General features: G+C 57.7%; 9 protein-coding genes and 2 pseudogenes. 5 read left to right on the top strand and 6 right to left on the bottom strand.

Annotated elements, in window-relative coordinates; translation table 11 throughout:
• The 4 genes and pseudogenes from ACF8AM_RS02490 to ACF8AM_RS02475 form a co-directional block, all read right to left on the bottom strand.
• Nucleotides 1-1,235, bottom strand: a pseudogene (locus ACF8AM_RS02490) (peptidase M50); the annotation flags it as partial.
• Entirely contained in the window at nucleotides 1,235-2,278 is a 1,044-nt protein-coding gene (locus ACF8AM_RS02485) for an HlyD family secretion protein (RefSeq protein WP_392554117.1), read from the bottom strand. The gene ACF8AM_RS02485 and the pseudogene ACF8AM_RS02490, both read right to left, overlap by 1 nt.
• Complete coding sequence (locus tag ACF8AM_RS02480; protein ID WP_392554116.1) at nucleotides 2,278-4,491, bottom strand: HlyD family efflux transporter periplasmic adaptor subunit; 2,214 nt, start codon at nucleotides 4,489-4,491, stop codon at nucleotides 2,278-2,280. Before ACF8AM_RS02480 ends, ACF8AM_RS02485 begins: the two co-directional genes overlap by 1 nt.
• Nucleotides 4,492-4,527: 36 nt before the next feature.
• Complete coding sequence (locus ACF8AM_RS02475; RefSeq protein ID WP_392554115.1) at nucleotides 4,528-5,772, bottom strand: peptidase MA family metallohydrolase; 1,245 nt, start codon at nucleotides 5,770-5,772, stop codon at nucleotides 4,528-4,530.
• Between the two features lie 246 nt (nucleotides 5,773-6,018).
• Between ACF8AM_RS02475 and ACF8AM_RS02470 the strand changes: the two genes are divergently transcribed.
• The 4 genes from ACF8AM_RS02470 (at nucleotide 6,019) to ACF8AM_RS02455 (ending at nucleotide 11,224) form a co-directional block, all read left to right on the top strand.
• Nucleotides 6,019-6,477 (top strand): flagellar hook assembly protein FlgD, encoded by a 459-nt coding sequence (locus tag ACF8AM_RS02470; protein WP_392554114.1) that lies wholly within the window; start codon nucleotides 6,019-6,021, stop codon nucleotides 6,475-6,477.
• A gap of 80 nt (nucleotides 6,478-6,557) precedes the next feature.
• Entirely contained in the window at nucleotides 6,558-8,993 is a 2,436-nt protein-coding gene (locus ACF8AM_RS02465; RefSeq protein ID WP_392554113.1) for a flagellar hook-basal body complex protein, read from the top strand.
• A gap of 125 nt (nucleotides 8,994-9,118) precedes the next feature.
• Complete coding sequence (locus ACF8AM_RS02460; RefSeq protein WP_392554118.1) at nucleotides 9,119-10,030, top strand: antibiotic resistance protein VanZ; 912 nt, start codon at nucleotides 9,119-9,121, stop codon at nucleotides 10,028-10,030.
• Nucleotides 10,031-10,171: 141 nt separating this feature from the next.
• Nucleotides 10,172-11,224, top strand: coding sequence for a 3-deoxy-7-phosphoheptulonate synthase (locus tag ACF8AM_RS02455; RefSeq protein ID WP_392554112.1), 1,053 nt, complete (start codon nucleotides 10,172-10,174; stop codon nucleotides 11,222-11,224).
• A gap of 32 nt (nucleotides 11,225-11,256) precedes the next feature.
• Here the strand turns inward: ACF8AM_RS02455 and ACF8AM_RS02450 are convergent, their stop codons facing one another.
• A complete protein-coding gene (locus ACF8AM_RS02450) occupies nucleotides 11,257-11,958 on the bottom strand; it encodes a sensor histidine kinase (protein WP_392554111.1) in 702 nt (233 codons plus the stop codon).
• On the bottom strand, nucleotides 11,955-12,431 hold the full coding sequence (locus tag ACF8AM_RS02445) for an STAS domain-containing protein (RefSeq protein WP_392554110.1): 477 nt from the start codon (nucleotides 12,429-12,431) through the stop codon (nucleotides 11,955-11,957). Before ACF8AM_RS02445 ends, ACF8AM_RS02450 begins: the two co-directional genes overlap by 4 nt.
• 111 nt (nucleotides 12,432-12,542) lie before the next feature.
• On the opposite strand from ACF8AM_RS02445, the pseudogene ACF8AM_RS02440 reads away from it, so the two are divergent.
• Nucleotides 12,543-13,324, top strand: a pseudogene (locus ACF8AM_RS02440) (flagellar motor switch protein FliG); the annotation flags it as partial.

Here is a 13,324-nt window from a genome sequence, read left to right as displayed (position 1 = left end):
ACCGCGATCAGAATCGCAGCCCAACAAGCACAGCCCGCTAACCCAAAGCGTCGTCCACCCCGAATCCCCATCCAAGCACCACATCCACGAACCATGGAGACCAGATTCCGCATGCTGCTGAATAAAAAACGAATGACCGCGAGAGCGACAACCACCACCGCGATTCGCCACAATCCCCAGCCCGCTGCCCACTGCAACACAAACGTGGCGATCGCAATGCTGAGGGAAATCCGGTACAGCTTCGACGCGATGTGATAGCCCGCCATCGACCAAACTCGTTTCCCCAATCGATGCCAGCCGGACAAAGGTGACACGAGAATCGCTCGCACGCCGCGCCGTGCTTCCTCGCGTAGATTTGCCGTGTCCAACAGGTCACTCAGGATGAAGTAGCCGTCGTATCGCATCAGCGGGTTGGCGTTGAACAACACCGTGCTGACACCACAAACCAAGACGATGTTCATCGCCGTCATGCGAACTTCATGGGACGGCGCCAACCACCAAACCCACAACGCCACCATGGCGATGATCCACTCCACCCAAATGCCAGCGGCCATCACCGCGCCGCGCCGCGCCGCATTGGGTTGTCGCCACACATCGGTGACATCGACGTAAGGACAGGGCATGAAGCACAACCACCAAATCCCGATCACTCCGCAACGAGAACCAAGCCGCCGACAAAGCACCGCATGCCCCAGTTCATGAGCGGTTTTGGTAAGCACGAAGGTGACGGCGATTGTCAGTGGTTGCAGCGATGCCAAATGGTTTTGCAGTGAAGGCACGGAACCTGCCCATTGCTGCCAACGCACGATCCAAAACAGCAACGACACCAATCCGGCGATGCTGAACAAGACCACCGCCAAAGGCGAAAAAACCAGCCCGCTGATTGGGACCAAGCGACGAGCCACCGGATCAATCGATGCGAGCGGGATACGAAACGAAAGCGGTGACTGCCGCCAAAGAGGTCGCGTGGCCGATGGCTCCACCCCCGTTCGTTTCAGCCAACCTGCCGCCTTGGCTTGCTGCCAAAACATCGCATCGTTGGGCGATGCATCGGACTCTGCAGAAGCGGAACCTTGCAGCGATCGCCAAATGCGTTTGGTCGTGCGAGCAAATCGTCCTCCGATGTCATCAACAATGACCAGTCCGCGACCATCCGGCAAAGGCAACGCGTGCAAATCCTGACGCAGAGCCGATGTGTCTCCGGCGGTGCTGATGGATTGCCCGGAACCACTCATCACCGCAGATTCCCGCGAAACGACGAGCGATCTCGACCCAATCGCCAAGCCATTTCGTCTCTCGAACGATAGATCCGAAGGGTGACTTGGGCACCCGGCAACAATTGCCAGTGCTGGTCGACGCTATGTCCTGATCCAGGCACGATGGCAGTTCGCGGCGGCACCGATCCGTCATGGGTTTGTCGTCGGTTTTGAACCTCCGCATGCAAACGGAAACGATTGCCGGGTAAACGAGTCGGATCCACCGACGTGATTTTGCCTGCCAGCATTTTCGCGGTCCCATCGGCTTCGCTTCCCCAATGGACGCTGACATCCAAACCGACACAAGTCGCCGGCGAAAGCTCATCGGCATCCACCAGTGCATGCAAGGTCAACTCGCCCGCGGAAGCGACCGTAACCCAAGGTTGGCCTTTCGCGATCCATTCCCCTGGTTCGCGATGGACTGTTAGGACGACGCCATCAATCGGACTGACGCAATTGAGTTGAGCCAACTCTTCATCGATCAATGCCAAGTCCGCGGCAGCCAACTGCGTTTCGATCTCGGCTCGGCGAATTTCCTTCTTTGTCCGAGCCACTTCCAAACGGGCACGTTCCACCGCCAAACGCATTCGCCGCAATTGATTCGAGGAAACCGCTCCGTTGAATTTCTGATCGGTCGCGTTGCTCGCATCGAGTTCAGCTTCCGCTTCGGCGAGTGATGTTTCCGCGAATCGCAGTTCGAGATCATCGCTCGTGATCAACTTGGCGGATTCGTAACGCAGCGACGCCGCACGACGACGAATCACCAAAGCCTGTGAGTCCAATCGCCCAAGCACATCGTTTCGATGAACAAATTGGTTGGGCTGCACGTTGGATTCGGCCACGGCACCGCTCTGCAGCGCCGGCACATCGACCTGTTGGCTAAAGTCAACCACGACATCACGGACTTCAACGACGTTGGTTTGCACGCCCTCGTGATCCAACGGCTCCGCAGCATCGATCGTGGCCGTCGACATGCCCAACAGGACGATCCAACACGACATGGATTGCATACGAGTTCGCATCAGAAATATCCTCCCCATTGGACCTGGCACCAATGCACCACGTCTTGGACCAAGAACCATCCCACCGGAGTGCGTCCGCAATGCAGCGTCACTCGGGCAGGCATTTCGGCGAGCGGTTGATCCCCGAGTGATGGCGGTTGTTCCAGCCCCAACCGCATCACGACCGAAGGCGTTCCATCGGTGGGATCCGGCACGATTGGACCAAATCGTTGTGCAGTCGCGGCAAGATTCATTTCACTGGACCAAGCCGTTCCGACTTCCGCCGTGAGTTTTTTGGATTGCCAAGCGTTGTCGACGGTTTGCAATCGAGTTTGCGGCACACGGGCGTCGACGACCCACGGTGAGTCTTCCGCGATCACGCTCAACACCGCGTCGCCACGGCGGAGTGGTCGATTCGCCAATCGCTCTTGAATGCGCCAGGCGTCCACCCGTCCGTCACGGTGAGCGACCAAGACCAACTGTTCCTTGGATTCGCGAATGATTTCCAATTGCCGATCGATGGATGCGATCTCCTCTTCCACCTCCCGTCCGTCAAAAACCGGTTCAGCAGAAGACTGAACCGAGGGCCGAGACATCAGCGTTTGGTTGACTTGTTCCTGTTGACGCAACAAAACGGCTTGGCGTCCCAGCAAACTGGTTTCTTGTTCTTGCAGGTCCGCCGATGTGAGTGTGGCCAGCAATTCACCTCTCTGCACCCACTGTCCATGTTCGACGTGCAACGATTCCACCACCGCGTCGCTGGCGGCGTGATAGGTATCCAGCTCAACCGGTCGAATGACTCCGGTGACGGGCACTAAACTGGGCATCGGCAAGCAAGCCAAAATGGCGAGCGTCAGTGCGGCAGCCATCCATGTCGCGGATCGGCGAAGTTGTGAATGCACGACTCGCGTCCGCCGGCCACTCGGAATGGAATCAGGTGATTGGGCAGGCGTCACCGAGTTGACCGCATCGGGTTCGACAAACAATTTCGAAAACCAACGGCCACCGGGAAGCGATTCCAACCGGCGGGCGGCCGTCCAAGCCGAGGCACCACCGGTGAGCAACCGATTCAGCGTGCCCCAGTAGATGTCTTCCGCCAGGTGTTCCGTCTCCTCGGATCGAAATCCCACGATCCTCCATTGCGAATCCGGATGAGCGGCGACCACCCAAGATGGTTCCTTGGAGGATGCATTGACGCTGGCAGTTTGCTCACGATTGAAGTGAGCGGCCAAGGCGGACGGACCAGCGGCCTCACCGTCTGCTTTCGAATTGCCTTCGTTTGACGATCGCTCGCAACTGGCGAACCAAATTCCGTGATGAGGCTCCAGGTCAATCGCAGTCGCCGCCCGGATCGCTTTCGCGGCATCGCTGTATTGATCGATGCGTTGGACATGACTGACAGCAACGATTTGCGGTGCCGATCGATCCACTCGGCACAGAGCAACGCGTGGCAAACGCAACAACTCCGCAGCCGCGTCCACCCAAGCAGCTTGAATCATGCCTGTGGAGGTCATCCGGTGCAAGCGTTGCACAACCATGTCAACTCGATCTGTCGCTTCCAGCAGTTGACCGAGTTTTTTCAGTCGCAGCAAACGCAGAAACTCGCCGGCTAGATCCGACATTTGAGCAAGGAAGCGAAGGCTGCCGCGTTGGCTGGCTGCCGTCCCTCCTTCGTCCAAGAAGACCTCCATCAATCCTTCGGGGATCGCGGAAGATGGGTCGATCTTGATTGGCACAATCGCTGCCGGGTAGGGCAGCGGGTTGGCGGGAACATCCACTTGGTCTGCCCCGGGCGTTGGCGGCACGACGACTGGTGCACCGCCTATTGCGACTTCCGCCAATAAACACTGGTGCACCTTTTCGGCGGCATCCACCAAAGCCAAATCCGTCACACGACCGAGACGATGCTCCGCGGTGTAATCGTTGGCGGTGGATTCTCCTTTCAGAGGGCGGGTCCAGATCACCACGCCATGACCAGCCATCGCACGCAACACGCGGTCGGCAAGAAAACGAAAGTAATCGGAACGTTTGCGAGGCTGATGGGTGGCCGCCGCGACCTCGCGAACAATTTGAGTGATCTCTTGCCGAGCTTGGTCGACCAACGGATGAGGTGTCGTCGGCCCCGGCCTGGTCTGGGCCGAACCGCGCACGGAGGAAGAAGTCCCCGGCGAGTCAGTGGAAACCGACCCGCTGGGTGCAAAGACAAACGGCTCGCTGGACGCGGTCGACGCCATCAAATCCTCATCAAAGCGATGTTTTCAATCGTCAGCTCAACGCCAGCGATTGCCACCAAACGAACCGCTGCTTTCGCCTTGCGGAGTTGACACCGAATAGCGGCCACTGGATTTCACCGATGGCGGCATCCAACGAGACTTCGATAGATCGCCGCTTAAGTTGTTCGGGTTGGCCTGCGCGATGGGTGAACTCGATCCGGCGGGAATCGATTCCACTGCGGGACGATCGTCGTCGCGATTGAGTTGTCGGACGTACCAAGAGGACGAACCACTGGAAGCTGCCGGCGTGTTGCCAGCGGACGCCAGTTGGTTGGTGCTTTTCCACCCCGATTCGGCACTCCCTTGGCGTTGCATCGAATCCGCTGCCGCCAGTGCCGTGGCAGGTGCGACATGCGAACGAGCCGCTGGGTTGGTCGATCCAGTCGCACTCACCAAAGCGATGTCGCCGGTCGAACCAGGCTGAGTTCCGCGAGGTGTGCGTTTGGCAAACTGAGCGACCGGGCCACTGCCGGCTTCCACCCAAGCCAACCAATACTCCTGAAGTTCAGCCAGCGAATCGTAGCCGTAATGTTTCTGGACATGGTTGGTCCACGAGCCACGCTGCATGTATTCGCCTAAGAAATCGATGAACGTCTCGGGCCCCTGTTGCTCGATCAAAAAGCGGCACACGGAGTAACCTTGGGCATACATCGGCAACACATCCGATGGGTACTCGGTCAACAGGAACAACTGGTTCATCGCGATGCCGCGACGCGTGGATAGGAATTCACGCAGCTTAGCTTCATGCTTGGCTTTTTCTGATTCGTGTTCGACGGTGGTGCAGATGCCTTCGTCAGCCCAACGTGGCAAGGGTCGACCAAAGTGAGTCGCCAAGACCGTGTGAGTGACTTCGTGAGGCAACACGCTATCAAGGATTCGCTCGGGGGTTCCGACGACTTCCATTTGGAAATCGCGAACGGGAGCGGGGTTGTAGGTGGTCACGCCTTGGGCGGGAAGATTGCCAGCAACCACTCGAACGGGGCAGGGGGTTGGCCACGGAGGCAAAGGCCGTCCGGTCCAGTAACTCGCAAGATCGTTGCGATACTTTTCAGCCGCGTCCCCAACGGCTTTTGCTAGCTGCTGGTTGGGGGCTTCGACGATGAAATTCCGGGTTCGATAGTTGGCCGCGTCGGCTTGGTCGGTCGTGCCTGCCAAGACCGCGAAACAGACCACGACGCTGCTCAGCCATCTCTGAAGATCGAGACGTGCAGGTACGAATTGGCGGATGTTTTTGGCTTCCATGCCGAAGGACTCCGTTCCGGTGGCTGTGCGTCGAAAGGGCGGACCTCGAATCATTCTCGGTCACGTTCGGGCGAGTTTAGAGGAAGCGGTCAGTTCGCCGATAGGTAGAAATGGGCGGACCAATGAAGACCGAAAAACCGACGTTCAGAAGTGGACTCGCGTCATGTCCCCCAAAATTGCTATGCAAGCGATCGTCGCCACGTCGCTTTCGCGTGCGCGGATCTTCACCAACTTGGAAATGCGAATATGTCTGCTGCCAGTCAAGTCACCAGTTCCGCCGCGGCGAGCTTCTCGTCCAGCGAACAGGCCGCTCAAATCAGCGACAGTGCAAACGAGGGATACAACTCGTTGGATGTCGACAGCTTTCTGCAACTGCTCATCAACGAACTGCAGAACCAAGACCCTTTGGATCCTGTTGACAACGCTCAGATGGTCCAACAGATCGCACAGATTCGCGAAATTGGTGCAACCGACGAACTGACCACCACATTGAGCGATCTTTCCAACAGTCAGCAACTGGTCACCGCCAGCGGGCTGATCGGACGCACCGTGACGGGGTTGGCGGATGACTCGACCGACACAACGGGTGTGGTCGAGAAGATCACGGTCGAAACAAATGACGACAACCAAACGCGTTCAGTCAAAGTTCACGTGGGTCAGAAGACGATGCAAATAGAGAATATCCGACAAATTCAAACTGAGTAAAGTTTGCCGATTGAATCGGCCGATCTACAGGGTTGAGTTTGCGTTGCAAGACCTACTGAATACTGTGGAGACGTTCGCCGATGGGACTTCAATCAGCCCTGACGACTGCCCTGACCGGACTGAGTGCTGCCGAGACACAAATCGATGTGATCGGTAACAACCTCGCCAACTCGCAAACGGTCGGATTCAAGTCCTCGGACGCCGTCTTTGCAACGCAGTTTCTTCAAACGTTGTCGCTCGGGGCAGGTCCCTCGGACAACAACGGTGGTACCAACCCAAGACAAATTGGTTTGGGTGTTCAGGTCGCGGAAATCGCTGCCAACCACAACCAGGGCACGATTGAAATCAGCAGCAGCAGTAGCGACCTGGCAATTCAGGGTGACGGATTCTTCCAAGTCGAAGCTGCCGACGGCGAAAAGCTGTACACGCGAAACGGTATCTTCAAACTCAATAGCGATGGCGAACTCGTCAATGCCACCGGCCAGCGTTTGCTCGGTTACGGCATCGACGAGCAATTCCGTTTGCAAACCGATTCGCTGGTTCCACTGACGGTTCCCTTGGGAACGAAGACCGTCGCAAAGGCAACCGAAAACGTCTCGTTCGAAGGCACTTTGACTCCCGAAGGCGACGTGGCTTCGGCAGGACAAGTCATTGAAAGCCTTCACCTGGGTGACAGCCAAGTCCCACGCCCCGACGTCAGCGGCGTGTCCGTCGACACCTCGCCCATTGCCGATCACGCGGCTGTGGTTGGAACGGTGGGTGCCGGATCGTTGACCGCCGGAACGTATCAATACAAATTTGCCTTGGTCGATCCCAGTGGCAACGAATCAGCCCCTAGCGCCGCGCGTTCCTTCACGGTTGGAACCAACGGCAGCGTGGACCTGAGCAATTTGCCCCAGGATCCGCTCGGGGGTGATTTTCCGACTGTGAACATCTATCGCACCAGCGCCAATGGAACGGATTTTGAATTCCTGGCCTCCGCGGCCTCCGGTGGCAGCTTCAACGATGACGGCTCCACGGCCCTGTCAGGAACGGAGATCAATGAAGACACGCTGACTGGCAACTACACCTACATGGTGACCTACTACAGCTCCGGCGACCCCGAAAGTCGTCCGAGTTCGTACCTGGGCCCCACCAGCGTCGTCGATGGCCGGATCACACTGAGTGACTTCCCGACGCCTCCGACGCCGCCAGCCGGTGGTGGTTTCCCCGCCTACGATTCGGTGCGAATCTACCGCAACCTTTCCGGTGACCAAAACAACTTTTACTTGGTCGGCGAAGTTGCTCCCGGTGATACGTTCACGGACTCCGCCACAGACGAACAGATTTCAGATCTGAGCGTCTCTGGCAATCAACTGTTGGACATGGATGGCCCATCGGTCAACTCCAACACACTTTTAACCGACGTGCTTCGCCGAGACGGACTGACCTACGAACAAGTCTTCAGTGAAGGCACACTGAGCTACACCGGTCGGAAAGGTGGTGCAAACCTGGGAACCAAAGAACTGGAAATCACCTCGACCAGCACCATGCAGGACTTGCTGGACTTCATCGAAGATGCTTCGGGAATCCAGACGCTCGAAATCGACTCGGCCAATCCCATTCCGCGATCCGAAAACAACATCGAAGGCGAAACCGGCGAATTGACGGCCGGGGCCTATATCCAAGACGGCAGGATCCGGCTTGTGTCCAACAACGGTGAAGCCAACGCGGTTGACATCGAACTGTCCGCCTTCCGTTTGACCGACGAACTGGGGCAAGTCACGACGCCCAACTTGGCGTTCGGTGTGCAACAAGAAGCCATCGGGCAAAGTGCGTCCAGTGACTTCGTGGTCTATGACTCACTCGGTGTCCCAATCAACGTGCGTGTTTCCGCGACTTTGGAAAGCCGTACCGACCAAGCCACCATCTATCGTTGGTACGCCGACAGCCCCGACAACGCGGTGGCCGGAAGCACCGACATCACGGTCGGCACGGGCCTGATTCAGTTTGATGGAAACGGCAACTTCGTGACCGCAACTGAAGAAACCGTTTCGATCAACCGCCAAGGCATACCAAGTGTTTCGCCATTGGAATTCGAAATGGACTTCTCGCTTGTGTCAGGTTTGGCAACCGACGAAGCCAGTTTGGCGGCGACCCAACAGGACGGGAGTGAACCCGGTGTTCTGAACAGCTTCGTCGTTGGCGAAGACGGCACGATCCGCGGCGTGTTCAGCAACGGTATTTCGCGTGACTTGGGCCAACTGCAATTGGCCCGATTTGCGAACCCCGCCGGTTTGGAAGCACGTGGTTTGAACCTGTACGCGGAAGGCGTGAACACCGGTTTGCCCGTCACCGGCCAGCCCGGCGAAAATGGCATCGGCACGGTCATCGGTGGTGCCTTGGAATTGTCCAACACGGACATCGGCAAGGACTTGGTCGAACTGGTTCTCGCCAGCACCCAATACCGAGGAAACAGCCGAGTGATCACGACCACCCAGCAGCTCATCGACGAACTGCTCAACCTGCGACGATAGTGACACAGAGCGAATCCTCTTCACGCTTGATTTGGTTGGCGCTGCCGGGTTGCTTCTTGGTGGCGTTGGTTGGGTTGCTGGTTCCGATGCCCGTCTCCGGTCGGATGGCTGGATCGATTGGCGACATGGCGCACGCCCCACTGTTCGCGGGCCTGACCATGTTGACGTTGGTGCTGCTGCAGTCGCTTCGGCCTCACGTGTTCGCATCGCCCGCATGGACGCGGCGTCTGGTCCTGGTGGCCACCACCTTGTTCGTGGCGGGGGTCTTGGTCGAAATGATCCAAGGCATGGTGGGTCGCTCGGCGACCGTGCACGACACCCTTGCCAACGGTCTGGGGATTCTGGCGGCCTCGGTTTGGTTCGTCGCCAGTGGGTTGGCTTCCACGCTCTGGCGACGCTCGCTGCAATGGCTCGGAATTCTCTTCATCGCAACAACGTGGTGGGGGTCCTTCCAGATCATCCGCGACTGCTTGAAAGTCGAATCCGACTTCCCCCAAATCGCTTCGTTTGAAACACCCATTGAAATCACCCGGTGGCATTTCGATCGAGGTTGGCGCGGACAAACCCAATCCAACGTGACCGACGGTCAATTTGCCCTGCGGTGGAAGCCCAAAGATGCTCCGCACCCGGCAATGACCTTGTTGGAAGTCGCATCGGATTGGTCCGACGTGGAAACGTTGGAACTGGATATCGTCCTGAATGCAACATCGTCTCTCGAGCCCCCCGCAGCCCCCGCGTCCGAACTCGGTTTGCCGGTCGATCGAACGTGGGAATTGATTGTCAAGGTCATCGACGAAGACCACAGGGACTACCACAACGATGTTGCCAAACACTTTGTGACACTTCGAGCGGGCGAACCTCAGCACGTGATTTTCCCTCGTCAATCCATACTCCACGGCCCCGACGACCGCCAACTCGATCTGTCGCGGATCAAGATGATTAGCCTTCTGATCGACCGCCCGGGTCCTGGCGTTGAAATCGACGTGGATCACATTCATGTGACTCTCCAACGGCCCGCCGCTGAACCGGAACCATGAACCGAGACATGCCCCCGCGAAGCGATCCGCGTCCCGGCGCGGTCGCCGCGCAGTGGCTGAAGAGAAGGCTCGTTCCAATCTTTTGGAATTGAACTACGATACGTTTCCCCCACACTTTCCTTTTGAACCCACTGCAAGCTCATGATCCGCACCGATGATCTTCGTATCGGCGCCATCAAAAACCTGATGTCCCCCAGTGAACTGTTGTCGGAAATCCCGGCCAGCGACGAAATCTCACGAACCGTTGCTGACGGGCGTGCTGCGATCCAAAATGTGCTTCAAAAGAAGGACGATCGTTTGCTGGTCGTCGTCGGGCCGTGTTCGATTCACGATCCAGACTCTGCCCGCCAATACGCAGAAAAATTGGCGGTGGAACAGAAAAAGTACGCGGATGACTTGCTGATCGTCATGCGGGTCTACTTCGAAAAACCACGCACGACCGTCGGTTGGAAGGGTCTGATCAACGACCCCAAACTGGACGACAGCTTCGAAATCAACCACGGTCTGCGAACCGCTCGAGGTCTACTCCGCGACATCAACGCGATGGGATTGCCGACCGGAACCGAGTTCCTGGATCTGATCAGCCCTCAATACGTGGCCGATCTGGTGGGCTGGGGTGCCATCGGGGCTCGCACCACCGAAAGCCAAGGACACCGTGAATTGGCGTCCGGGCTTTCTTGCCCAGTCGGATTCAAAAACGGAACCAGCGGCAACGTTCAGATCGCGGTGGATGCGATCTGCTCCGCTCGTCGTCCGCACCACTTTTTGTCGGTCACTAAAGAAGGCACCTCGGCGATCTTCGCCACAACTGGCAACCCAGACTGCCACATCATTCTGCGTGGTGGAAAGCACACCAATTACGATGCCGCCAGCATCGACATGGCGTCCGCATTGCTTGAAAAAGCGGACTTGCCACCAAGAATCATGATCGATTGTAGTCACGCCAACAGTCGCAAAATCTTCGCGCGACAATCCTACGTTTGTCGGGACATTTGCGCTCAGGTGTCCGAGGGTGACGATCGCATCATGGGTGTGATGATCGAGAGCAACCTGCTCGAAGGCAATCAAAAACTCAGTGCCTCGCCGTTAGTCCAAGGCCTCAGCGTGACCGACGCATGCATCGGCTGGGAAACCACCGAGCAATTGCTCAGCGATTTAGGAAAAGCCGTCGTGGCCCGTCGCCAAGTTGGCTGAACGATCACAAGCTGGCCGTGGCGCAAGATGCGCTACGGCATTTCGGACACAATCACTTGGGTGCCGGTTTGTCCCTCGGCCCCAACGATCTGAAGATGCAAGCCTGCCGCACCGGCCCGCTCTCGCATCAGCGTGATCCCGTGCGATGACTTGGAAACCGTTTCCAAGTCAAAGCCTTTGCCATTGTCTTCAACGGAAACCATCCAGCCAGACGGGGCCGCTTCCCAGGCCACCACCAACTCGCTTGCATTCGCGTGACGGACCACATTGCGCACCGCTTCGCAAACAATCCGGTAAACAGCGATCAGTTGCGTCTCGTCCCAAGCGAATTGGGCACTGGCATCCAACTGCTTCCAGTGGACCGCCAGCGATTTGGAATCCTCATTGGCCAGCACCACGGAATCCAGGAACTGTTTTGCCGCCACCAACGGGCCCACCGAAAGGTCGCCCGGCAGCGCCGCGCCATTCATGATCTGGCGAGCGATTTCGCGAGCTCGATCGATCCATTGAGCGGGTTGTTGCAGCGCGTCTTTCAACTCCGGATTCTGCCGCTGCAGCGACGCGAGAGATCCCGCGGCAGCGAACAGGTAGGGCAGCAATTCATCGTGCAGATCGCCCGCAATTGACTGGCGTTCGGCCTCGAGCAACCGCATCCATCGCGAATGCGATGGGTCAGATCCGGATTCCGAAGAATCCGAGGACGCATCAGGAGTGGGATCGCCGGCGGGCGTCATTTCTTGCCGCCGAACCAGCCCTTTTTATCAAAGCTGGCCACGGCCACTTCTTGATCACCTTGGATATCGATCAGTTTTCCCAGATTCACAATCCGGAAAACTTCCATCACCAACGGCGACACATTGCAGAACTTCAGAGCCACGCCCTGAGCTTTGCAGCTTTTATTGAGGAGGATCAGTTTGTTGATCATCGCCGACGACATGAACGCCAAACCGGAGAAATCGATCAACATTTTTTTGTGAATCGCTTGGGGCACGATCTCTTGCATTTCGCGGCCCACAACCTCGATCCGTTGCGCATCGCGAAGGGCATTGTCGGTGAATCCAACGATCAATACTTCACCCTGCATTTGCTCGGTGATGGCTGACATGTGAGTTTGCTCAGGACGACAGGAGGAAATACAGGATTGGATGACCAATGCCACCCACTTGGTGTCCAACCCACCGCCAGTGCCCGTCAAACGGCGTTTCATCGGGGGCGGGTTGTTGGCTGCAAGTTTAGCGGGCTGGGGGGATCGAGACAATTCGGCCTTCACGCGGGCCCCCGAGTTTCACTATGACCGAACTGGGCAGGATCGCATCCGATGCTCGCAATTTTTCTGCCCGGTTTTTCCTTTCGCAATCCAGGTGTCCTCGTGGCTGCCGCCTCCCCTCGCTCTGACGATGACGCTCGCCGCGCCGCTTCGTTGCGACGTGTGGCGATCGTTCTGAAAAATTTGCCTCGGCCAATCGCCGCGAAATTGCTGGGTGAATTACCCGTTGAATCGCAGCAACGCCTGCAATACGAGGTCGCGTCCTTGAATGACGTCGATCCGCTGGAACACAAACGGGCCCTGGAATCCTTCACCGGTTCCATCCGCCAAACCCGAACCAACTCGGGTCGGCCGGGCCAATCGGGGAACTCGATCGATGAAATTGTGTTCAGTCGAACCGCGTCGCAACGAGATTCCTCGGCGTCTCCGGCCCGCTCCACATCGGAATCATCTCCGGCGGGAGCCTCCTTTTCCGCTGACACCACCTCCAAGACGCACTCCTTCAGCTTCCTCGATTCGCTGACCAACGAGGATGTCCGCGGACTTTTGCAAAGCGAACATCCACAAACCATCGCGGTCGTGATGGCATCGATCGACCCGCGAAAAGCAGCCGCCATCCTGCCACAGTTTCCGCCACCTCAACGCCAAGACATTCTCAGCCGCATCGGCCGACTGCAAGAGTTTCCCGATTCGATGATCGAAGATCTGGCCAGTACCTTCCGTACCAAAGCGGAAGCCTTGATCGCGCGTTCGCGAGCCAACCCGTTGCAAGACCTGATCAACGCCTACGCACCAACCGAACCATGGGACCCGGCTCAAGCAGCGCGCCACGT

It is taken from the genome of Rhodopirellula sp. JB055 (assembly GCF_043100905.1).
Taxonomy (GTDB): Bacteria; Planctomycetota; Planctomycetia; order Pirellulales; family Pirellulaceae; genus Rhodopirellula.
This window is presented reverse-complemented; position numbering and strand designations above follow the sequence as displayed.